Source organism: Sphingomonas sp. BK481 (assembly GCF_014194875.1).
GTDB lineage: Bacteria > Pseudomonadota > Alphaproteobacteria > Sphingomonadales > Sphingomonadaceae > Sphingomonas > Sphingomonas aerolata.
In genome coordinates, this window is record NZ_JACIAP010000017.1 from 1 (window position 1) to 23,579 (window position 23,579).

17 protein-coding genes, 1 tRNA gene and 2 pseudogenes are annotated in these 23,579 nt (G+C 57.3%); 14 read left to right on the forward strand and 6 right to left on the reverse strand.

The annotated features are described in order from the left end of the window. The first annotated feature begins 13 nt into the window (after positions 1-13). Positions 14-90 (forward strand) — tRNA-Met (locus tag FHY04_RS20000). On the opposite strand, the gene FHY04_RS20005 is transcribed toward FHY04_RS20000, so the two are convergent. From FHY04_RS20005 to FHY04_RS20015, 3 genes are read right to left on the reverse strand one after another with little or no spacing between them, the layout of a single operon-like run. Next, positions 47-1,090: a PAS domain-containing protein gene (locus FHY04_RS20005; protein ID WP_409349183.1), complete on the reverse strand. Its 1,044-nt coding sequence runs from the start codon at positions 1,088-1,090 to the stop codon at positions 47-49. The genes FHY04_RS20000 and FHY04_RS20005 overlap by 44 nt on opposite strands. Next, positions 1,063-1,566, reverse strand: a complete 504-nt coding sequence (locus tag FHY04_RS20010) for a PAS domain-containing protein (protein WP_260171674.1) — start codon at positions 1,564-1,566, stop codon at positions 1,063-1,065. Before FHY04_RS20010 ends, FHY04_RS20005 begins: the two co-directional genes overlap by 28 nt. A gap of 56 nt (positions 1,567-1,622) precedes the next feature. Further along, the gene (locus FHY04_RS20015) at positions 1,623-3,098 is read right to left on the reverse strand and encodes an HWE histidine kinase domain-containing protein (protein WP_183937608.1); all 1,476 of its coding nucleotides are present in this window, start codon (positions 3,096-3,098) and stop codon (positions 1,623-1,625) included. 398 nt (positions 3,099-3,496) lie between these two features. On the opposite strand from FHY04_RS20015, the gene FHY04_RS20020 reads away from it, so the two are divergent. The 3 genes and pseudogenes from FHY04_RS20020 to FHY04_RS20030 form a co-directional block, all read left to right on the forward strand. Beyond that, positions 3,497-4,933 carry an IS1182 family transposase gene (locus FHY04_RS20020; RefSeq protein ID WP_183937610.1) on the forward strand — a complete coding sequence of 479 codons (1,437 nt, stop codon included), beginning with the start codon at positions 3,497-3,499 and terminating at the stop codon, positions 4,931-4,933. A 364-nt stretch (positions 4,934-5,297) separates the two neighbouring features. After that, complete coding sequence (locus FHY04_RS20025) at positions 5,298-6,041, forward strand: Crp/Fnr family transcriptional regulator (protein ID WP_183937688.1); 744 nt, start codon at positions 5,298-5,300, stop codon at positions 6,039-6,041. A gap of 443 nt (positions 6,042-6,484) precedes the next feature. Next, positions 6,485-6,841: pseudogene (locus FHY04_RS20030) on the forward strand (tyrosine-type recombinase/integrase); the annotation flags it as partial. A 137-nt stretch (positions 6,842-6,978) separates the two neighbouring features. Here FHY04_RS20030 and FHY04_RS20035 read toward each other — a convergent pair. Further along, the gene (locus FHY04_RS20035; protein WP_183937612.1) at positions 6,979-7,470 is read right to left on the reverse strand and encodes a MucR family transcriptional regulator; all 492 of its coding nucleotides are present in this window, start codon (positions 7,468-7,470) and stop codon (positions 6,979-6,981) included. Positions 7,471-8,204: 734 nt separating this feature from the next. Between FHY04_RS20035 and FHY04_RS20040 the strand changes: the two genes are divergently transcribed. From FHY04_RS20040 to FHY04_RS20065, 6 genes and pseudogenes are all read left to right on the forward strand, one after another. Next, on the forward strand, positions 8,205-9,560 hold the full coding sequence (locus FHY04_RS20040; RefSeq protein ID WP_183937614.1) for a S8 family serine peptidase: 1,356 nt from the start codon (positions 8,205-8,207) through the stop codon (positions 9,558-9,560). Between the two features lie 110 nt (positions 9,561-9,670). After that, positions 9,671-10,123 (forward strand): hypothetical protein, encoded by a 453-nt coding sequence (locus FHY04_RS20045; protein ID WP_183937616.1) that lies wholly within the window; start codon positions 9,671-9,673, stop codon positions 10,121-10,123. Between the two features lie 484 nt (positions 10,124-10,607). Next, a complete protein-coding gene (locus tag FHY04_RS20050) occupies positions 10,608-12,755 on the forward strand; it encodes a bifunctional diguanylate cyclase/phosphodiesterase (protein ID WP_183937618.1) in 2,148 nt (715 codons plus the stop codon). A 493-nt stretch (positions 12,756-13,248) separates the two neighbouring features. Continuing rightward, positions 13,249-13,488 (forward strand): annotated as a pseudogene (locus FHY04_RS20055) (DUF2171 domain-containing protein); the annotation flags it as partial. Beyond that, a complete protein-coding gene (locus tag FHY04_RS23090) occupies positions 13,471-14,037 on the forward strand; it encodes a PRC-barrel domain-containing protein (RefSeq protein ID WP_409349184.1) in 567 nt (188 codons plus the stop codon). The pseudogene FHY04_RS20055 and the gene FHY04_RS23090, both read left to right, overlap by 18 nt. Before the next feature lie 833 nt (positions 14,038-14,870). Further along, a protein-coding gene (locus FHY04_RS20065) for an IS3 family transposase (protein WP_183937620.1) occupies positions 14,871-16,039 on the forward strand; the annotation gives its coding sequence in 2 pieces (ribosomal slippage) (positions 14,871-15,132 and positions 15,132-16,039; 1,170 coding nt in all). Positions 16,040-17,541: 1,502 nt separating this feature from the next. Here the strand turns inward: FHY04_RS20065 and FHY04_RS20070 are convergent. Beyond that, positions 17,542-18,093, reverse strand: a complete 552-nt coding sequence (locus FHY04_RS20070) for an FxDxF family PEP-CTERM protein (protein WP_183937622.1) — start codon at positions 18,091-18,093, stop codon at positions 17,542-17,544. 1,481 nt (positions 18,094-19,574) lie between these two features. Next, complete coding sequence (locus tag FHY04_RS20075; RefSeq protein ID WP_183937624.1) at positions 19,575-19,751, reverse strand: hypothetical protein; 177 nt, start codon at positions 19,749-19,751, stop codon at positions 19,575-19,577. A gap of 170 nt (positions 19,752-19,921) precedes the next feature. Between FHY04_RS20075 and FHY04_RS20080 the strand changes: the two genes are divergently transcribed. From FHY04_RS20080 to FHY04_RS20095, 4 genes are all read left to right on the forward strand, one after another. Further along, on the forward strand, positions 19,922-20,302 hold the full coding sequence (locus FHY04_RS20080; RefSeq protein ID WP_183937626.1) for a hypothetical protein: 381 nt from the start codon (positions 19,922-19,924) through the stop codon (positions 20,300-20,302). Positions 20,303-20,319: 17 nt separating this feature from the next. Then, positions 20,320-20,508: a hypothetical protein gene (locus FHY04_RS20085; protein ID WP_183937628.1), complete on the forward strand. Its 189-nt coding sequence runs from the start codon at positions 20,320-20,322 to the stop codon at positions 20,506-20,508. Between the two features lie 659 nt (positions 20,509-21,167). Continuing rightward, positions 21,168-21,575 (forward strand): BLUF domain-containing protein, encoded by a 408-nt coding sequence (locus tag FHY04_RS20090; protein WP_183937630.1) that lies wholly within the window; start codon positions 21,168-21,170, stop codon positions 21,573-21,575. Positions 21,576-22,578: 1,003 nt separating this feature from the next. Continuing rightward, complete coding sequence (locus FHY04_RS20095) at positions 22,579-23,292, forward strand: Crp/Fnr family transcriptional regulator (protein WP_183937632.1); 714 nt, start codon at positions 22,579-22,581, stop codon at positions 23,290-23,292. Positions 23,293-23,579: the final 287 nt, after the last annotated feature.

Consider the following 23,579-nt stretch of genomic DNA (forward strand, 5'->3'; position numbering starts at 1 on the left):
CTAACCGGACCGTCGCGGGGTGGAGCAGCCCGGTAGCTCGTCAGGCTCATAACCTGAAGGTCACAGGTTCAAATCCTGTCCCCGCAACCACCGACATAGAACCACAACCGCCGCCCTCACGGGCGGCGTTGTCGTTTGTCGCCCATGTGAGCAAATCCGAAACCTTTGCTACCACCTCCGCCTCCGGACCGCCCGGCTCGTCGGGAAAGATCGTCACGCTCTCGATGAGCGTCGAAAGCACCGCCGCTGCCTCGGTCCGGATCGACGCGTCGTCCAGTGATTGACGGAGCGAGGCGACCTTCCTCCGAAACTGCTCGACGAGTACCGGATGCGGCAAGAGGATCGCGGTAGGCTTGCTATCGGCTACGGCGCCTGCGCGCGTCTCCAGTAGCACCTTCTCGGCCTCGCGCTCGGCGATCATCGCCCGCAGTGCCGGAGTGGCGAGGCCTGCCAGCAGGTTCTGATACAGATTATCGAGCTCGGTGGTGACCTGCCTCAAGGCCTGCCGACGAGCGAACGAAAGCAACTGACTAGTCAGCTTTGCAGCCCGCTCGGCGGTATCCCCGATTGCATCGATGTACCGGCCACGCCGCTCCGGCGTCAGACTGTCGCGTCGGAGCAAATCCACTGATCCGCGAATGACCGTCAGGAGGTTGTTGAAGTCATGGGCAATGCCGCCCGTCAGCTGACCGACGGCTTCCATCTTCTGACATTGGCGCAAAACCTCCTGCGTTTCCGCCAACTCAGTCTCAGCTCGAACTTGCGACGAAATATCAACAGCATGGTGGAAGGCACCCACGATCGCGCCGCTTTCGTCGCACAGCGGATTGTATGTGACGCTCCAGGTGGGCTGGCATCGTGCCGGATCACCAAATGCTGCCTTTATGACAAAGCTTTCGCCCTCAAGCGCCCGGCGCATAAACTTTCGAAGCGATTGCGCTTGGTCCGCCGGAACCAGGTCGGGCATGACGTCGCCGATTTGCGCCTCTTTTCCAAAGACGCGCAACCAATCTTGGCCGTGGGCTCGATTGAAGGCGATAACGCGCAGATCGTGATCAAACGCTACAACGGGCGATGCGTTCGATTCCACGATGTTGCGGTACAGGTGGAGCGAAGCGGAACGCTCCTTGATCCGATCCTCGAGGCTGGCGTATCGCGTAGCTGCTGCTCAGCCTCACGGCGGGCTGTCACATCACTCGCAGCACCCGCCCATTCCAAAATCTCGCCATCATCGTCGAGGATTGGTACTGCGCGAGACAGCGTCCAGCCTATCCCGCCGTCCACCCGACGAACCCGGTGTTCGAGACTGAATAGCGTCTTCGTTTGGATCGCCTTGTCGATAGCCGCTGATACAACCGCCTGATCTTGATCGGGGATGTAGTCCATCAACCAGGCGCGGCTTGAGTCATTCGTGTCCGGCAGGAACCCGCCCCCCGCCAACTCTTTCATCTCGCCCCAGTCGGCGCTCATCCGGTAAACGACCTCGGGACTGGCCTCGATCAAAGCCTTGAGACGTAGCTCGCTAAGCCGGGCCTCAGAGGGGGCCGGGCCGTCAATTCCGCTCATGCCTGTATCTGTCATTCGCATTCGTATCGGTCTCTTTGACTATGTCGCGGCAAGCCTCAGGCCAGCTCGTCGTTTGTCTCGGGTAGAGGCGCTACGACTTTAAAGATCACACCGTTCGGGTGGTAATCGATCTCCGCTTTCCCGCCGATCTCACTTGCAAGAACGCGCTGGATCAACTTCGTGCCGAAACCGGTACGCGTTGGCGCGTTCACAGGCGGGCCACCCACTTCCGTCCAGGTGAAATGCAAGCGATATGGACGCGAGCCATTGACGATCTCCCATGACAGACGAACAACGCCGCCTTCTTGGGAAAGGGCCCCATATTTGGCTGCGTTTGTCGCCATTTCATGAAGCCCAAGAGCAAGAGCGACCGCTACAGCTGGGGGCAGCTTGAGGTCAGGCCCATTGAGTTCGAAATGCGTTCCGTCATCGATGCCGAATGGCGCGAGCGTTCGTTGGAGGAGCTTGCGCAATGACGCGCTTTCCCATCGCTCGTTGACCAACAGGTCGTTGGCGGCAGCCATGGCCTGAATGCGAGCTTCCAGCGTCGCCCCTGCCTCCTCCAGCGAAGTCGCCTTGCGCAGGGTCTGCCCGACGATGGCTTGCACCATCGCCAGGCTGTTCTTCACCCGGTGGCTCAACTCGTTGGCGAGCAACGTGCGATGTTCTTCAGCTCGCTTCCGCTCGGTGATTTCCTGCAAGACGCCGATCAAAGCCAACGGCGTACCGTCGGCGCGGTAACTTGCCTGACCACGAATCTGCACCCATCGTTCTTCACCAGTAGGCGTGTGCAGGCGATACTCGACGTCGAGTAGGCTACCGTCAGCGATCGCCTCTTGCATCGCTTCGTCGCGTCTGACGCGATCGTCCGGGTGGACGGCCGCCATCGCATCTTCATACGTAAACGGGTCGGAAATTGGGCGCCCGTAAGTTTCCTTGGAGCCATCCGAGGCAATCATCTGCAACGTCTGGAGGTCGATGCTCCACGAACCCATGCGACCGGCTTTTAACGCAAAGCGCAGACGCTCTTCACTTTCGATAAGTTCAGCCTCGCGGCGGGCAACGGCGGACTCCAAATCAGTCCGATCGCGCTCCAACCTTGTCAGCCGCTCGCGTTGAAGCGTGACATCGAACTGAGATGCGAAATAGTATGTCAGATCGCCATCGTCATTGAAAACCGGTGAGACGAGAAGCCGGTTCCAGAACGTCGTGCCGTCCTTACGATAATTCAGCAGTTCAAGCTCGATAGGAACGCGCGTCAGAATCGCTTCGCGGAGTCTGTCGACCTCACCTCGATCCGTGAGGGGCCCCTGCAGAAACCGGCAGTTACGACCCAATATTTCGTCGTGATCAAAACCGGTAAGCTTAGAAAACGCGCCATTGACGAAGACGATGGGATTATCCGGCTTGCTCGGATCCGTAATCAGCATGGGCATACGAGTTGCTCTGACCGCAGATGAAAATGGGTCTGGACCGTTGTCTTCTCGCGTCAGCTCGTTCGTGATCCGTGCGTCTTCTTGGTAGTCCCTCACGTATCACTCCGCTCTATCTCTGCAGCGATTTCCTTCGCCGTTCAAATGCCTAAAAATCTCAGGGTATAAGGGACGACGGAAGCGACCGCTACCACCGCCTTACAGGCGACGGGTATATGGCTGCCCTTTGGCATCGTAGGTTGGCATCACCTTCCTAAAAACAAACCCGGCCTGGCAACGAACCGTTTCAAAACGTTGTGCCAAACTGGCGTCATCTCGACGAAGCTATGGGAATGACAAGTACGCTCTTTAGGCGACAAAAATCACACGATAAACGCCAGTGGGGGTTGGCGACGGCGTTTTGCGACGATCGAGAGGCTGCCGTCCGAAATCACCTCAGACTGTCCGAAAACTGCGTGATGGATTCCCGTCAGGTTTCGTATCCGGTATGATCGGGCATGGGCTACATCGAATGTCAATCGCGCGATCAAATGCTGCTGCTGCCAGCCTCGGTCGATGACTATGTGGCGGCAGACAACGCGGTGCGTTTCATCGCGGCCTTCGTCGACGATCTGGATCTGGGGGAACTTGGCTTTGACCGCTTTCGGCCAAAGGCGACGGGCCGACCCGGCTACGATCCCGCGGATCTGCTGAAGCTTTACCTCTATGGCTATCTCAATAGGGTCCGCTCAAGCCGATGCCTGGCGGCGGAAGCCGGGCGCAATCTCGAAGTGATCTGGCTGCTGGGCGGCCTGCGTCCCGACTTTCGCACGATCGCGGATTTTCGGCGCGTGAACCGGCCAGCATTCAAGCCGCTGTTTCGCGCCTTCGTGCTGCTGTGCCGCAAGCTCGATCTGTTCGGGCGGGAACTGGTTGCCGTGGACGGCACGCGCCTCAAGGCGGTGAACAGCCGCAAGCGCAACTTCACGCAGCAAAAGCTGGCCGGATGGATCAAGCTGGCCGACGAGCGGATCGAAGAGTATTTGGGACGGCTTGATCGGGCCGACCGCGCGGAAATCGAGGCGCAAGGCGCGGCGCGCCGTGCGGCCACGCTCGAGGCGAAGCTCGCGCGGGTGCGAACACGGCGTGAGCTGCACCAGGCGATGCTCACCGAACTTGTCGCCAGCGGTGAGAGCCAGCTGTCACTTACCGACCCTGATGCCCGGGGGATGGCGATGCACCCCAAGGTCGGGGTGGGCTACAACGCACAGGTCGCGGTCGATGCCCGATACAAGCTGATCGTCGAGCAGAACGTCACCAATTCGGGCAGCGACCTTGGATTCCTGGCCCAGACAGCCGGTGCCGCGCGTGAGGTGCTGGGCGTCGAACGTATCGATGCAGTCGCTGACAAGGGCTACTACAAGGGCGAGGACATCGCTGCCTGCGAGGATATCGGCGTCGTGCCCTATGTCGCGCGGCCGCAGCGCGGCTCGGCGGTTGCAAGCGGCTATTTCAACAGAACCGAGTTTCGCTACGACCCGGAGGCCGACTGTTACGTCTGCCCGAGTGGTGATCGCCTTGATCCTTATACCCGCACCCGCAAGGACGAACATATCGCCATCCGCTATACCAATATGCGGGCCTGCCAAACCTGCTCCCTAAAGCCGCAATGCACTTCGGGCTCCCGGCGAACTATTGATCGCTGGGAAAACGAGGCTGTGCTTGAACGCATGGCCGAACGACTTGTCGCGAGGCCCGATATTCTCGACAAGCGACGCGAGACGGTCGAGCACCCGTTTGGATCAATCAAACAGTGGATGAACCAGGGTGCGTTCCTCATGCGCGGGCTCGCCAACGTCAACGCCGAGTTTAGCCTGACGGCGCTCGCCTACAACCTGCGGCGAGCCATCAACATCCTCGGCATTCCCGCCCTGCTCCGCGCCGTGCAGGCCTGAAAAGGCCGGACATCCATTTCTCAAGAGAATATCGCGCTGACGATGCCCAATGTGAGGGATTTGGCCCGCCGACGAGCGATCCAATCCAGAAATTCTGCCTCGAGCGCCCTCCAGGGCAGCGCGCGCCTAACGGCATGGCCATCCCGGAGTTCTCGGACGGTCTGACCTGTTTGTCGCACAGTCGTGATTACGACCGGGTTTTCCGCACATACGGCCGCTGAACGGTAACAATTTGAGGAAAACGGACTGTCAGCGATCGGAACATGGACGGCGATCACAACCATGCTTGACTTCAAATTTATGCCTTAAGCTTTTTCCTCGTACGGTACAGGTCATCGGACTCACATCGCTGCCTGGGGTGAAAATGAATTCTAATAAGTTTCTGACGGGGCGTGGCCGAGAGCGCTTCACTCTCGAAGAGCAAACTTTGCTTGAGGACAGCAGTAGCTGCGTCCGGGTGGTTAAGGCCCGGAAAACACTGGTTAGGCGGGGGGAGCCCGTTTGTTCGAGCATGCTGGTGGTCGAAGGTTTTGTCTGCCGCTTCGCAGACGATCACCGAGGGCGGCGGCAGATGATCAGCCTGTATATACCAGGCGATTTTGTTGACCTTGATGGACTCAAACTCAAACGCCTTGATAACGACGTAGTAGCGATTGGAGCAGCCAAGGTTTCTGCCTACAGTCATAATGCGTTAGCAAACTTGAGCAAGCGTTGCCCACGTTTAGCTGAATCATTTTGGCTTAGCAGCTTGCTGGACGCAGCAATTCAGCGTGCGTGGATCTTTCGTCTTGGTCGCCTTGAAGCCGAGGCACGCGCTGCGCATCTCTTTTGCGAGCTTCATGCACGACTAGAGATGGTTGGCCTAGCTCAGGATGTTTCGTTTGCGCTTCCACTGACACAATCCGATTTAGGCGCAGCCTTGAGTCTAACCGTCGTTCACACAAACCGCGTACTGCGTTCTCTGCGTGAACGAGGCCTTCTGACGTTCCGGAACCGGCAAGTGGAAATTCACGATAGGAAAGCCCTGGTCAAGCTAGGCGATTTTGACCCTGCTTATTTATATGCATCCGACTGGAATACGCCAAGAAGGCGACCGCTGGGTGGCTGAATGAGCGGCTGTTTTCGGACAGTTGTATTTCGCGCCAGGACGACGGAGTTTGGACGGAAGCGGAACGGCCGGAATGTCGCCGTCCCAATACACGAGCTATAGGATGCCGACTGCACCATCGGCCCAGATCGCCAACGCAGCTAATATGACTCCACAAACGAGAGCCGTCCGTAACACCGACTGGTCAACGAACCGAACAATTAGCTTAATCGCACAGCCGACAACGACGAAAATGGCGGTCGCCGCAATGAAATCGGCGCCTGTCCAACGCACCTCGTCAGTGAACAACATCGCGATGGCCGGAAGAAGGAGTAAGGCTCCAAGGAGAGCCCACCGCGCCGGACGCCAGCGTCCGAAATTAGCTGCTCGAGAACCGGTCGATACTGTCACAGACACCCTCCATCCACGCTAACTTCACATGCGCCTTGAATGTCTGCAAGTGGGCGATCGTCGTCCAGGCCAAGACAGGTAGGCCGGTGCAGTTCAAGTTATTGGCGGACGCCCGAGCAAGCTTGCTGGCATCGCTAGAGAGGTGAGGTGGTTCGCTGCTGACTATGCGTCCTACCCGAACTGATCTTGCCCGCCCGCTCAGCACGCGCCAGTACGCCCGGCTGGTAACCGAATGGGTGAACGGCATAGGGCTGCGCCGCGAAGAGTGTGGGACGCACTCGCTTCGGCGGACCAAGGCTTCCATAATCTACAAGGCGTCGGGCAATCTTCGCGCGGTGCAGATCGTGCTCGGCCACGCCAAGATTGAGAATACCGTCCGCTACCTTGGCGTCGATGTCGAAGATGCTTGACCTTGTCAGACGGCGTCGAGGTGTGACCTACACCGGCTTCTCGCCACTGTGAGAAGCCGGACCGGACGGACGAGCGGCAGAAGCAGCCCTTCCCCTGCCGCCCAAAGGCTGGCCCCCGATGGGAAGCCAGCTTTTACTTACTCCGCAGTTTCAACTTTTGGCTTTTTGGACTTTGCCGGAGCCTTCGATGCCGTGCCATTGCCGCTGCGGCTGCTACCCAAGCCAATCCGATGAGCCATCGCACGGCGCGCTTCCGAATAGGTAGTTGCAACCATCGGATAATCAGCCTTCAGATTGTAACGCTCGCGGTACTCTTCTGGCGTCATGCCGTGCTTGCTGAGATGCCGGCGGAGTGTCTTGTATGGCTTGCCATCGATCATGCTGATGATGAAGTCGGGGTTGGCCATCGACTTACGCGCCGACACTGCAGGGGTATATTGCTCGGTATCAGCGACAGGGGCGTTCGCGTCGTTGGCACCGCCGATTAGAGATTGAACGCTGGAGTGCATCTGGGCGAGAAACGCTGGAACGTCATCTGCTGATGTTCGTGTGTTTGGGTTCGACAACCATGCGATCGTCAGCTCGGTTGCAAGCTCGACAGCGTCTAGCTTAATAGTTTCGTCAAACATCATTCACTCCAAATATGTCGCCGTCATTTAGGATCGCCATTTTAAAAAACAACCGCGGCCATATGCGACTGCATTAATCAACCAAATCCCAAATTGAATAAATAGTGACGCGAGCGCTACCAAAAATGTAAGTGATTGTACCATTCTAGCCGTGGGGCACGCAGCGTAAGAATGACGCATTACTGAAGACGTCTGCGCTCAATATGCGCACTTCACGTGAGCATGGGCCAAAGGACCTACAAAGTCGGCTCAACGCAGTTCAGGTGCCGAAGAGTCGTCGCCTCACCTACCGCGCGACCCCTGCTGCCTTTGCAAGTTGCTCTGTTCTTCTCGGAATAGCCTCGAGCGCTCGCCCAACCGAACGACATGAATGCGATAGCGGACGCTCGACGATCCTGGCACAACCCCGACGTCGCTTCGTCAGGCTCATCAACGCTTCGAGTGGAATGAAAGCGACTAACGCTATTGAACGCTTGCGCAATCGTGGCCCGGCCGTGCGCTTGATGAGATTAAATGCGGGGGCGTACAGATGTCAAAACTGGCATTAATGAGATGAAAAGCGACCGATCCATTAGCCTTGGCCGCGATGACATGCTCCAACTTAACAATTTCAAAAATAGGGAAATTCGAGGTGAAAGGGACCTTGCTCTCCTAAAGATCTCGTTTAGCCTCGTCGAGGCGCCTGAAGAACGGGACACAGGTATTTCGTGCTCCGGCGTACGGGAGGACAAGAGATGAAAAGCGTGCTCAAAATCGCGTTTGCAACGTCGCTAGTGACGTTTCCTTTAGCAGCCTCTGCGGAGACCTTTGTGGTGCTGGGGACCCCGGGAGCGAACCTGGATGCCGCCGTCACTGCTGCAGGCGGCCGGATCAAGAAGCGGCTCGCGAGCATCGACGTCGTCGTGGCCGAAGGCGGATCTGGCTTCCTTGCTGCCGTTGGAGGCAAAGCAGGTGTCGCAGCTGTTGCCGCTGATCGGAAGATCAAGTGGATACCGAAAGGCGAGCGAGCGGTGTTCCGCGACGCCGACGTTGTAAATCCGCCCAATAATCCGGCTGGCATCGATCCGCGGTTTAACCTGCAATGGGGCCACACCGCTATCAAGGCCGTGGACGCGTGGAAGATGGGCTACGAGGGGCACGGCGCTCGCGTCGCAGTGCTCGACGGCGGCTTTCAGCTAAACCATCCGGACATCGCCGGTAGGTACGACCCAAGTTGCACTGCCGATATGACCGGCGAGGGCATTGCCTACGGCCCGAACTCGGATGACGACACGGGGATCTTCGCGCATGGCATGCACACGGCCGGTACGATCGGCGCCGCGCGCAACGGCGTCGGTACCATCGGCGTCGCGCCGAAGGCGACGCTTTGCCTGGTGAAGGTCCTTTTTAACAGCGGTAGCGGTTCGTTCGAGGACGTCGCGGCGGGGATCGTCTATGCCGCCGACCGCAGCGTCGACGTCATCAGCATGAGCCTCGGCGGATCGCTTCAGAAGTCCGAGGAAGGGGCATCGACCCTCCGACAGCTGATCGATCGTGCGGTAAGTTACGCCTATAAGAAGGGGGCTTTGGTGATTGTATCGGCGGGTAACGACGGCCAGAGCGCTGACAGCCCGAAAACTACAGGTACGCCAGCTAATCTGATCCATTTGCCGTCGGACTCGCCGCAGGCGATCTCCATTTCTGCGACCGCACCGCGGGGCTGGGGCAAGAACCAGAACGTCTTTCTGGACAACCCGGCCAGCTACACCAATTATGGTCGCTCGGTGATCAATCTTGCCGGCCCCGGCGGCGATTACACGCCGTCCGTTACGGGTGATTGCACGGTCGCCGGTGTAACCAGGCCATGTTACATTTTTGACTTCGTCTTCAGCACCGGCGCTGCCAACTCGTACTACTGGAGCATCGGTACTAGCATGGCGACCCCACACGTCTCGGGGGTCGCTGCGCTCATCGTCAGCAAATACGGCAAAATGCATCCTGCTAAGCTACGCGCTTATCTCAACGCGGGAGCGGATGACCTGGGAGTATCTGCGCATGACCCGTATTACGGTAACGGCAGAGTGAACGCCGCGCGGTCTTTGTCGAAGTAAGAGCGATGTCTGAGGCGTACGATTGTACGCCTCAGACATGTACCGTCAAAAGGTCTAGAACTGCAGGGTGAATGATGACGGCTGCTCGGGCGCATGGTAGGCGCGGAACAATGGTAAAGGCGATGGTGGTAACCGTTGCTTTACTGATCGCTGGCCTTGTCGCGTACTGTGTGCGGAAACCGGCTTCGAAAGACGCTGATAAAGTCCAAATTGTATCGACAGGTGCGCCAACCGTTACCCCGGTGCAGGTGGAAGCGTCACCGCAACCACAATCAAGTGGAGAGATCAAAGCGAACCGCACGCCGTTCACCCAGCGGTTCAATCTCAAGCCTCATTATAGCCGCGGGCAGCTCGACGGCTATTTGCTCGATCCAGCTGATCCAAGCGTTCTCCGAGGCTCAGCATTGCAAGTCGGTGACGTGATTACAATCATCGATGGCATGAGACTTGACGAAGTGAAGTTCGCCCGGCTCGACATGGACACGAAAAATCTCGATGACGTTTTCGTAGCATATGAGCGTAACGGTGCTCTATTCGAGGACATCTTGTCGTTGCGAAACTAGAATGGGAATCTTACCTGCGACCACGGCTTCGGGGTCAGGCCAAGACTTGCTGGATCGCCTCTCACGATGATTTATTAAGGCCATAACCGATAATATACCTTCAGTGCGACCCGGGAAGCATCCGTTCGCCAAGTTGATCTCGATGCCACCGCAGATGGCACCTGTCTGAGGCCGCGCACGCCTGATTCTGTTTTCGCTACGCGTCTGGTCGAGGCCGCCCTTACTTTTAACACAATCGGACGAAGCGGCCCGGTCGCTTGAGTGCCGACCGCCCCCACGCCTCTATCGGAAAACGGTATGTTTACGATAAACTCGAATGGTTGGCCTACCAGAATCTGTGTTCCCATAATGTACAGGGGCCGGCTGGCGCTAACCAAACATAAAGCGTTGCTGTGCATATGCTAATCAAGCAATTTATGATGGCGTTTTCGACGGATTAGGCGAGGATGGACAGGCTAAGAGCTACCTGGATGCAGCGGCCAGCATGAAGCACGATGTTGCCTGGAAGCCGCACGGCACCTCTTGGTCTTTGCTAGATGCTCTTGCCGCCGTACGGCAGGAAGCTGATCACTACCGCACCAGCGTTGAGATGGCACGGCACATCAGCTGGAGCGCAGACGCGAGCGGCGCCATCCGCACTGTTAGCGCACGATGGGCGGAGGTCACCGGCATCGATGTCAACAAGGCATTAGATAACGGTTGGCTTGACGCAATCTACCCAGACGACGTGGAGCGAACCCTGTGCGCATGGCGCTTGGCGCTTGAAACGGCATCGTCGATAGACGTTGACTATCGCCTGCAGACATCCAGCGGCTATCGCTGGTTCCGCTCCTGTGCGTCACCACACTTTAATCACGACGGGGAGGTGCTTGCCTGGTTCGGAACGTTGGAGGACATCGACGATCGAAAGCGGGCTCAGAGTGCCTTGCTTGCGAGCGAAGAGCGTTTCCGTTTAGCCGCAGAGGCCGCGGGCGTCGGGATCTGGGACTATGACGCGCTGCTCGGCCGTCGCCTCTGGTCGGATGTGTTCCGCGCAATGCTCGGCCTGGCTGCAGATGTGCCGGCAGAGCCTGCCACCGCACTGGCGTTGGTCGTTCCCGAGGATCGGCCGATATTGCAAAAGGTTGTCGACTCAATCAGCTACGGCGACACTCACCCTCGCTTCGAGTTGACGGTCCGCATCCATCGCGCCAACGATGGTGTACTGCGCTGGATGCAGACGAGTGGCTGGCGGGTTAAAGCGGCAAACGGGCGAATAGAACGCATCCTGGTTACCGTACGAGATGTCACCGAGCAGCTTACGGCAGAGCAGCGCGTCCGCTGGGCGGCTGAACACGACCATCTGACCAAGCTCATCAACCGCGCCGCCTTCAACCAATTGCTTCAGGACGCGATCGAACGAGCGGATCGGTCGGAAGCAGCGGGGCTCACGCTCGCATTGTTCGACGTCGACCATCTTAAAGAAATCAACGACACGTTCGGGCATGACGCCGGAGACATGCTGCTACGCGCCGTCGCTGACCGACTAGTTACAGCCTTGGGCGACGACGTGGTCGTGGCGCGCCTGGGCGGGGATGAGTTTGCGGCGATTGTAGAAGCTTCGCCGAACGGACTGGCTGAGGATCGCATTCGATTCGCACTTCACACGCTGCGCCAGCCGGTTTTGGCCGACTCGATCACGCTTGAGTGCCAAGCAACGGCGGGTATCGCCTCCTACCCACAGGATGGGCAGAGCGCGCGTGACCTGCTTAAGACGGCTGACCTCGCGCTCTACGCCGGTAAGGCGAGCGCGCGAGGCGAACTCTCGCGCTTCCGCCCAGAGATGCGTGCAAGCATGCAGCGCCGTACATCAATGCTCTCCGTAGCCCGCATGATCGCGCGCGATGATCGCGCGGTGCCCTTCTATCAGCCGAAGGTCAGACTTAGTGACGGTGCTCTGTCGGGTTTCGAGGCGCTGCTACGTTGGCGGCACGAAACACTGGGCATTCAAGGACCGGAAACGATCGCGGCGGCATTTGAAGACCTCACGGCGGCCACGTCCCTCGGTGAGAGGATGCTGCAACGGATCTGCGCTGACCTTACGCGCTGGCGCGACGACGGCCTAACGCTGACGCGCGTGGCACTGAACCTGTCGCCAGCCGAATTCCGTCGCGAGGATCTATTCGACCGCATCATGGGTCAGCTCCATAGCCACAGCCTACCCGCGAAGCTGCTCGAGCTTGAGGTGACTGAAACCGTGTTCCTCGGCCGCGGCGCAGAAAGCGTCGGAAACACATTGGCCTCCTTCCATAATGCCGGGGTCACCGTCGCACTCGACGATTTCGGCACAGGCTACGCCTCACTCAAGCACCTGCGAGAATACCCCGTCGACGTCATTAAGATTGACCGCAGCTTTGTCGCAGACCTTCTGACAGAGCCTGGCGACGCGGCCATTGTAAACGCGGTGCTGGGACTGGCAAATCAGCTTGGCATTGCAGTCGTCGCCGAAGGCGTGGAAACCGCACAGCAGGCGGCCTATTTGCGCACGCGAAACTGCAGCCACGCGCAAGGCTACCTGTTCGGCAGGCCCATGCCCGCAAATGAAGCGAGGGAACTTCTTGCTGCAGGCTTTTGCGCGCGCGCTGCTGATTAATGGAGAAGCAGAGCGCGAGCGTTACCGTCCGGAATCGGAATCAAGCAGGGATCGTTTCCCAGCGTAATGAGATGTCTGCCCCCGCCTCAACACCTGAACGAACAGATTCTTACCGCTAACCGCCGCCCGAGATCGGAATGGCGACTTTCTACCAAATTGGCGGTGCGGCCCCAGGCCGGCCACCTGAACGAGCGTCAGTTTACACCACCTGCCACCCAAAAGCGGACAGGCCGCCTTCCTGAAGAGTTGTAGACCGGCGCCGGAAGCGCAATCCCCTTGGCGCGACGTAAGTGCATCGACGCGCGTAGAAAGCCGGATGCTGCGGGGGTTCCAATCGGCGCCGGTGGGGACCCCCGAACTGTCATCCCCTTTATGCAACTGCAACGGTTTAACTCGGTTTCGATGGGGTCCCGCTTTGCGCGCCGATTGCACTCATATGCATCGATCCCGGCTTCGAGCCGTTGAACGGCTTCAATCATATCGGGAATCTAGCATGGCTGACCTTGGCGGCATCAAGAAGCATATGGAAGTCATCGGAGCGGATGGCGTCCACGTCGGTACCGTCGACAAGGTCGAGGGTGACCGCATCAAGCTCACCAAGCACGACAGCGGACAGGGCAGCCATCAGGGTCACCATCACTATCTGTCTGCCGGTCTGGTCGCTGCGGTTGAGGGCGACAAGGTGCGTCTGTCCACGACCGGTGCGAACGCCTCACTGTTTGAAGAGGAGAAAGATCGGTCGAGCGGTGCCGGCGTCGGCACTAGCAGTGGTCACCCGCGCAGCGCGTTCGAAAGGCGCGGCCAACAAAATGGTTCAGGACCGGGCTGGCGCACGATCGGGCTGGGAGCAGCGGCAGTCGGCGTTGCTGCCGGGGCGGCGTTCCTGACACGGAGCAAGGCCAAGACCCGCGATGAGTTCGAGTTCCGGCTTCAAACCGACGAGAGCGTCCGTCTGATTTCCTCGGCAAAGGTCGAGGGCACGCCTGTGGTCGGCCGTAACGGCGAGCATCTCGGCAAGATCGATAGCTTTATGGTCGACAAATACTCAGGCCGGGTCGCCTACGCGGTGATGTCGTTTGGAGGCACGATGGGCTTCGGCGAGGCGCTGTTCCCGTTGCCATGGAGCTACCTGAACTACGACGTCGCCAAGGACGGCTACGTTCTGAACATCTCCAAGCAGCAGCTGGCGACGGCTCCCAAGTTCAAGCCAAGCGAGGTGCCAGAATTCACCGCCAGCTACCGGCAAGGCGTGGCACGCTTCTACGGCCGAGCTTTGATCTAGGATCGCCTTCGGGAGGGTCGGAGCGCCGATCCTCCACTGCCGTACAAACGACGCTGAGCCGGGAACTGGAGATAGATCGTCTCATGCGACACCTGCATCGTTCCATCGTTCCATCGTTCCATCGTTTCCGTGCTCTGTTTCAACCATTCCGATATTTGTTGAGGAGACCATTGATCCTGCAGCTTGGCTGCGACCATCGACTGCAGATGCGGACTAACCGAGAGCAAGCAAGGCTTCGGCAGGCTACGGTGATTTTTTGGAGACGATAAGCCGCGTGGTCGATTTAGAGGTGTTCTCCAAGCGTTGCACTTGCAGACTGATCGGAGTCATGGGTTGGCATCGCGCTCGCGACATTAATCGTGTCACACGAGCGGGCGGAATGCTTTACGAATAATCAACTCTCAAGCGTTTCGCCAGCGACTGAGGCTCTGGCCTTCAGTACAGCGTACCCATTTAGCGCCTCGCCATGTTTCTTCACACGGACATGCGAGGCGCTTTCCGTTTAATCGAATTGGCCCAATGCGGCCATTAACACCTTCTTTACCATATGATTGTACCAAGGATCGCCTTAGCAAAATATTTGTCGAGCGCTCGCGCATTGATGATGACTATCAATGAGGTGCATCATGCATGCCTTCCACCGATCGAACTTCCCTGTGGCACACTCTGCGGCCTACACTATGGTTAGTCAGTACGGGGTGGATGCTGCGTTCGTCGCTCAGCGCGAAGTCGATGCCAAGATCGAGCGTGGGGACCTCGATGGGGCACTTTGATCTGCCCCCTTCTGAGTGGTCCAAAATCTCTGTTATTTTGGATCATGAAGGAGTTTGGAAATGGGTAAGAGGCACAAGCCGGAAGAGATCATCGGCAAGCTGCGGGAAGCTGAGATCGTGTTGGCGCAGGGCGGGACGACAGCGGATGCGTGTCGGCGGATCGCGGTTACCGAGCAAACCTATTATCGCTGGCGCAAGGAGTATGGCGGTCTGAAGACCGACCAGGCCCGGCGGATGAAGGACCTGGAGAAGGAGAATCTCAGGCTCAGGCGGGCGATCTCTGATCTGACGCTCGACAAGTTGATCCTGCAGGAGGCCGCTAGGGGAAACTTCTGAGCCCCGCGCGGCGACGGCGCTGCATCGATCATGTTCGTGGTGAGTTGGCAGTATCCGAACGACGGGTCTGCCGGGTGCTTGGCCAGCATCGATCGACACAGCGTAAAGTGCCGCGTGGGGCTGATGATGAAGATGCGCTCACCGACGATATAGTGGCGCTTGCGCGCCAATACGGTCGCTATGGCTATCGCCGGATTACGGCTTTGCTGCGCGATGCAGGATGGGTGGTGAACCGCAAGCGGGTCGAACGGATCTGGCGACGCGAGGGACTGAAGGTGCCGCAAAAGCAACCCAAGCGGGGCCGGTTATGGCTGAACGACGGCTCGTGCATCCGGTTGCGACCTGAGTATCCAGGGCACGTCTGGGCATACGACTTCGTCGAGGGCCGCACCCATGATGGCCGCAAGTTTCGCATCCTGACGGTCATCGATGAGGCCAGTCGCGAATGCCTGGCCTTGATCGTGGCGCGGCAGCTCAAACACGAAGACGTGCTAGCGGCTTTGGCCGACCTTTTCATCGCACGTGGTCCGCCTGCCAATATCCGGTCGGATAATGGCAGCGAATTCATCGCGACAGCAGTCCAGAAATGGCTGGAACAAGTCGGCGTGAAGACACTCTACATAACCCCAGCGTCTCCCTGGGAGAACGGCTACAACGAAAGCTTCAATGGGTCGCTTCGCGACGAACTGCTCAACGGCGAGATTTTCTACACCCTTACCGAAGCAAAGGTGCTGATCGAAGCCTGGCGTCGGCACTACAACACGATCCGCCCCCACAGCAGCTTGGGCTATCGACCACCAGCCCCAGAAGCAGCTTCGCCGCCATTGCCGCCTTCCGGTTCCGCTTCGCTCCACCTCCAGGCGCCAATGGCAACGGAGGCGACAATGCACTAACAATCATCACGGACCACTCAGTGGGGGCCGGTCAACTTGAAATTGATCAAGTGCGCCGTGAGCTTCTAGATCTTATCATAAACATAGAACCTCCCGCGCATTACTGATTCTCCAAAGCGCTGGCGAAATGCTTATCCACTGTAGCAAATCTCAGGCTTGCAGACACTGACGCGCAGTTGATCACAAACTGGCCTCAACGAGGAGCCAGCAAGGCCGAAACTTTAACCGGCAGTTTATATCGTAGGACAGTCCCGCGAAGCGTCGCTTCTAGCGTAAGAATAAGGGTAGCCTGCCACTACGCTCATCACGACCCGCTTATGCGGACGGCTACGGGATCGATGATACATCACCACTCGAGCAGAGGATCAAAAACCCTGCGCCCCGCGATTAACGCGCCTTTCACCGTATCCAATTACAATTACGAAATAGAGTTCCCACATAAGTATCCTTGTCGAAAGACAAACACTTTTAACTCGGGGGGGTCACATGCGCTACTGGCATATCACTAAGCCCATCAAGGCTTAATATCTTTTAACAGTCTGAGTAGCTATCCCGGTTCTTACCACCGCATTTCGCAGGGGATAGTGCAATGCGTCAATGGAACAGCGGCGAGCCTCACAGAGGCTGGTGACTAAATATGCGATGTCCGAATAACGCAAAGCTCGATAACGGTTAAGCTCGAAAATGCCCGGCTTCCCAGCCGGGCATTTTTTTATCAAGACCTGGTCATATTCTTGACCGGCATCTCAGGTGAAGGCCCGTGGAACAAGCCCAAGCACCTTTACAGCCTTTTGCATGGCTTCGTTATGTGTCGATATCGTGAAGTGGATTTCGGTAAACCACCCGTTTAGGTGAACCTTCCGAAATCGCGAAAGTACGGCAGCAAAGGCAGCAGGTGCGGTAGGCGAACCCCAGGCAAACGTAATTGTGAGCGTCCGATCATCATGGTCCTCGCCCCAATTGATACCGCCAACGCAAGTTCCGCCTTCGTCAAAAGCCAGAATTGCTGGATGGTCCCATTTGCATGGTGGATATCTCAGCCAAGCATTGCGCTGATGATCGACACCCGCGGCGTAGGCAGCCCTTAGGCCTTCTTTGCTATGTGCGAGTTTGGTAACATGCTCCAAGCGTAGACTCATGTTATAGTTCTCCGCCAACGCTTGAACATCATGACCCCAAAATGGCGCACACCGGTGGTCTTTACCAGTCCCAGCCGCGTACGTGGCTCTGCGTGGCTGTAGATCGATGGATGCCGATACCAGGACGTATGCTCGGTAGCTGACGGCGTCCATTCAGGCGGGTTCGCGATCTCGGGGTTTGTGCCGTTGGGCGCACTATGGCCCATCCCACTTGCCCAATTATCGATCTACGGCGCCCACCGCGCCACATGGATTCTTCTGCAGACCCATCGCGCCGGGTGTTAAACAAAAACAGCCGCCAACCTCGAGAGGTTGACGGCTGCCGTCACACAGCTGGACACTGGGACCAGCGGTAAAATGTGCTTAGGCGAAAGCGATCTTCGCCTGGCGACGACGAACGCGCATCGATGCGCCGATACCACCGATACCGAACAGCATGATTGCCCAGGTACCAGCTTCAGGAACTGCTGCCGTCGGCTCAAAGGTCGCGGTGCCGGCATAGGAGCCGTTGCCACGCGACGTGCCGTTCACGACAATCTGATTCGGCACACCCGAAGCGATCGCGACGTCGTTGATCTCGAAGAACTCGGCGTTGCCGACAATGGTCTTCGTGGCTGCGAAGCCATTGATAAACACCGACAGGATGTCGAGATCGGTCGAGCTCGTCAGCCGCGTGGTGTTCGTGCTCAGCGTGCCGCTAGCCAGACCGGTCTGATCGATGATGAAGTTGAAGGTATCCTGGAATGTGCCGGCCGCGATGCCCGAACGGCCGAAATCTGCCGAAACGGTACCATCGTCGATATCGCCGCGAACGGTGAATTCCGGATCGTTCGGGGTGAAGTCAACTGCATGAGCCGCTGGGGCCATCGCGAAGGCGGATGCGAATGCCATGGTCGAAAAGAATAGACGCTTCATGTTGGTTTCCTCGAGTTTGTCCTTAACGAAAGGATAACGGGGGCCATGGCGACACGCAAACCGCTCTATCGCAAAATCCGGCTATGACCTTGATAATGTCGACTTTCTGGAAAATCGTGCCTTTTCCGTCACAGACGACGCTACGGAGACCGCTCCCCGTAGGCTTTGGGCAAAACTTTCCCTGCAAAAAGACCGGCTCAAGACGACCCCTGCGGGAATCGAACCCGTGCTTCAGGCGTGGAGCCGTAATTCGCTTCATTTTCAATAATGCTTGCCTGAACGCGCCTCAAAATCGGCGTCATGTTTAGGAATGGGTTGCGGCGCACGGGCCATCAGCGATGGTATACTGACGAGTTTGGTGAAGCGGCCTGAGCGTTACCGCAACTAAGCTAGTGCGGCGTTCTCCGTGTCAAAGCACGAACGTGCGGCTTTGACCACTCCACCCCTCCTCATCGAGATGGGGCTGTCAGGTTCGCCGCGGATCGTCATGTCGTGGCTTAGTGCTCGGAACGATCCGCTGCCACTGGCCGCTGATTGCCTACGGGAGAACCAGTATGCTGCGCACCTCGAGTCCTGAAGTTCTGAACATCTCAGCAGACGAGGGGGCGGGCTGTTCAATGGGCCCGGCCTTGCTCTCAAACTCGACATCGAAGTGGCGTAAGCTTTGTCCGATCAGTTGCTCTCCAGATGCGCCTTGGCCCGTCAGCAGCTGACAGTGTTCAGCCAGGCGCCCTACCCGGGCCTTCCTCGTCGGGGTGATGCGCTCGCGACATAGCCAGCGCATAAAAAAGAGCCGCTTTCAGCCGCCCAGGGAAGGCGTGCCGCTTTCGATAGGTTTCTATCGAATGGCCGGGCGTGAATACGGGTGCGGTCCTGCTAATATAGAACAGTTTTTGGTTGATCAAATTCGCAGAATCGTCGGCCCCACCTCGACCAGATGGTCAGAGCGAGGCCGTAGGTGTTAAATTTATCAAAACTTCTGATGGTTTAGGAACTGGGCTGGCGCGATCGCGGCCACCCCTCGCGTTGGAGATGTCGGCCTTGCAACTGCAGGCGGTCGTTCCGAAGTGCCAGCGCTGCAAGGCCTTTAGTTTAGGCGCAGTCGCTTGCGGTATGCTCGCCCAGTCTTGCTGCACAGAAAGCCGGAAATCCAGACATTTCTTAGGTTCGGGGCAAGCCGTTCTTCGTGCGGGCAGTCAGATAGCTTGCCGTCGATAGTCTGGCCCGCGACCCGACCAGCTTCGAAAGTTTGCTCCATAATTCGATCAATGCCTTGCATGGCAAAGGAGGTAGAACCCAACCCCTTTCTACCGAGCGAACAAAGTTCCTTTCTACCGAATGAACTCAGCCCCAGACACCGGCCCTATCCTCATCCGGATAGTACGCGCGGGAGAATCGTACACCGGTCGATCCGCAGGCCAAGCCAGGCGGGGTGGCGGGCGTTTCGGAACATCGGGGACCAGGTTGGGTAGGAACGCCACCTACGAAGCGGATCCGAATGTCGGCTCCGCTTCCGTGCATTGCCTGAAAACGGCGACCGTTTGGCTTTCCTTCATCCGCTTGCAGATCAGCAGCGCACGCTCGGCGCTGACATAGCCCAGATACATGCCGCGGTCACTGACGATGGCAGCGGCATTATCGTCGGGCCAGTTGGCCAACCTTAGACGCAACTCGACCGCGGGGGTTAAGCGCACCGGGCATACTGCCATAGCAAGTGTGTCATAAAGAGAATTGCAAGGGCGCGGTGGGTCTTTGCATCACGTTAAATCGAAAGTCTAAAATGCTATGATTTAACGAAGTTTTAGGCGTGCTAACGGATGACGGCCCTATGAACACCCATCGCGGCCCTGTGGCTGATGCCGGCAAAGATCGGCTTGATCGTAGGTATTCGAACCGAACGGCGATGAGTCTCCCAGCCGTGCTCATCACATCTCTTGCCGATGAGCATCCGGCTATTATCCAAAACGTGTCAACTTTGGGGTTCAAGCTCCGCTCGGAATACAGAGTTACGGTAGGACGGTTTCTTTCACTCAATATACCGGGGCTAACTGCCTACTCCGGATGGGTGGCGTGGTCGTATCTTGACCAATTTGGGCTCGATGTGGCTAACGCCATTCCGGAGCCGGTCATCGAGCACATCATCGCGATGGCGTTACAGGCCAGCGAGGGCGTTCACCATGAGGTCAAGCGCCGGAATCTCGGCATTTGATGGCCCGGTCAGCCCCCATGAGTGATCGAGAGGTCTGGATACAGGCGGCCGCCATCCTGGCAGAACACGGCGAACATACCCCAGATTATATCGTCGATCAGATGGTCGCTGCCATCGGCGACCCTGTTGCCGTAAAGAATTGGCACCGCATTGCCGCTGCAGTCGATGTTATTAAAGGCACGTGGGCATCTACTGCAAATTGCTGATCTCGGAATACGCTTCGGATCGTCGCAGCTGTCGCACAATCCCGGTGAACGAGGCCGTCACACTCTGGCTCAGGCCGATTTCGTTATCGTGCTGCTCACCTTCCCAGAACATGACGAGCGGCCAGCGCTAGGGGCAATGATGCCAGAGGCACCGCAGGGCTAGGCGCACCGCTGGCGTGTCCACGCGACCGCTGACAGTCTCACTGAGCGCGGCTCACAGAACTTGGACCGCCAGATTGATCGTGATCCGTGTTTGATGATGCATTTGCCCACGGCACCTATCAGGAACAGGCTTGTAAGGAATCGATGTGACGGGACGGTGTCGCCTATGCACGAGCAATGATGAGGACGCAGTGATGAACACGTCGTGGCCTATATGGGGGCGAGCCGGATGGAGCAGGTCGAGGACCGGGCGCCACGGAAAGAGGCCAGCGCTACTTCGCAGGTCGCGTTTCGAGAAATGGCTGTCGCTGTTGGCAGGCACTCACGCTGCCAGCGGTATTTGGATCCGGTTACTTAACCCGACCGACGGAAGCTACCCTCCTGAGGATTCACTTGTCAGCCATTAACCATTTCTTAACCAGAAAAAACCGAGAATGTGTCAGCGAGCGGAGTCATTTCGATCGACATGATTTAGTGCGATACGATCCGAGGGCTCGATGCAGATTATTATTTATATCAGCAGAGCCAAGCAGAACTTCACGTCAGGTGATTTGGCCGACCTTCGCGACCTCGCTGATGCCAGAAACCGTTCTGAAGATATTACTGGTCTTCTCCTATCTGACGGTACCCGCTTCATACAAGCGCTGGAGGGAGACGCTGCCGCAGTGCAGACTGTGATGGATCGGATTGCTAAAGATCCTCGTCACAATAATATTAGCTATTTCAGGCCTATTACGACCAATTATCGCCAATTCGGAAAGTGGACAACGGAATATCTAGATGAGAGAGATCTTTGCGAAGGAAGGGGATTTTTTGATTGTGTGATGAGGCATGTCGCAGATGTTGAATGCGACTCGATAAAAGCTGCTTTTATTGGATTTGCCGCTCTTTCACTGAGTCGGTGATTTACAGTCCAACTCCGACTCACGCAGTCCCTTGTTATCAGGAGGATATATATGATCTATGGCGGTGAACGACATAAGGCGATCAACGCAGACCAGTTCTTGGGGTCCGAGGCTGTGCCCTTGATGATCCGCCTCTTCCGGTGCGGGGGGCGGTGAGCACCGGAAGACCGTGCGGCCTAGGGCGGCTGCATCGGGGCGCGCAGGCTCGACGACGAGCCGATCAATGAACCTGACCGAAAAGCGCTAACTGCCTTGGGACGAGGCGCTGCTGGACTATTAGCGCACATTCAGCCGCTCAGCTCGAGGCGTAGCTCGACAGCGTCGCCAGACGAGCAGAGCATGTACGCCATACGCCGGTTACTCTTTGCTATTGCCTTCGCTTGGGAAGTCAAAGCTGGCTATGGCGGTCGTCAGTTCGCCCATTGGAAAGGTACGCCCCTAGAAGAGTGGCCAGCACTTGCCGACAACCGAGTTTGCGCGGCTGCCACTACCGTTCGCCATGTATTTTACCCCACCAGTAGCAGCGACATACGCTGCACGGCTTACCTGCTGAAAGCGGAGAACCTGCTGCCGGGGCACTGATGCGGCTTTTGGGTTGCCGAATGGCTGCTTTCAGATAGCGGATCTTCAACCCAAGCGTCTAACCCTGGGCGTAAAGCTGACCGGCCGCTTTTGAGCGCCGACTGTCCGCCATGCAGTGTCCAAAATTACACGATATTCGCCAATCGGGGTTGATGACGGCGTTTTGCGGCGATCGGGTGGCTGCCGTCCGGAATCACCTGTTTGTCGGATAGTTATTATTGCGACTGAGTTTTCACATATCTGACCGCTGAATGGCAATAATGGAGAGAGAAGCGGCTGTCCGCTATTGAGGAGGTCGATAGCGTTCGCGGTCGTCGCCTGACGCTGACAACCGCGGTGGTGGCCGTCAGCTATCAGGCTGCTAATTTTCAGCCCGCTAAATGAGCTTGCTTGTTAAAGTGAATGAAGCTCTGAAGCGAGCATGGATCAATTAATTGCAAAGCTGCAGAGGGCTATCGCCCTATCGGATGATGACCGATCAAGCCTGCTCGCGATCTTCAGCAATAGGCGTTATTTTAAAAGAGGCCGAGATATTCTACGTGAAGGTGAACAACCCGAACACGTGCATGTCATAATTGCCGGGTGGGCAGCTCACCGCGTGACCCTAGTAGACGGATCGCGGCAAACCACCGCCTTCCTGATGCCTGGTGATTTCTGCAACGGCGAAACAACGCTTCTAAAGCACTTGGATCATAGCGTAGTTGCGCTCACGCCGGTGACAATCGGCACTGCAACACGCGAACGCCTGACAGCCCTGCTCCTTGATCGCCCCAATGTAGCGAAAGCGTTCTGGCAGACGACCCTTGTCGATGCGGCAGTGCTGCGGACGTGGTTAGTCAATATCGCTCACCAAAAGGCGTATCAGCGCATCGCACACCTGATGTGCGAGTTGCATACCCGTCTCTCATGTCTTGGCCTCGTGAGTGGCTCGACCTGCGCTGTGCCGCTCACGCAGGAACAACTCGGCAATGCGCTTGGCCTCACATCGATCCATGTCAACCGGATGCTCAAAAGGCTTCGTAATGAAGGTTTGATGGAATTTCAGAAGCGCACCCTGACGTTGCATAACCTCGAAGAATTACATGCGGTAGCCGGCTTTAATTCCAGATATCTCCACGTAAAGCCAATTCACTGATAAGATATCAAGTAATTCGACGAGATACTGCTTATAGAACATTATTTCAAAGTATCAATTACCCGTTCGACCTTATCGACAAAAAACAAGGGGTATTTCCTCAGCCTAACCAGAATTGGTTATTTTAAGAATGATGCCACACGCCAAGTGCTCAAGGGGTGCCAGCCTGGTCTGGGCGCCGCTCCATCGACAGTGTTGCGTTTGCGCTATAGCCGCCTCGGAACATCGCTTGATTTGAATATATCGCAGATATGGTAGTTACAGATTATCGGGGACTCAGCCGTGAT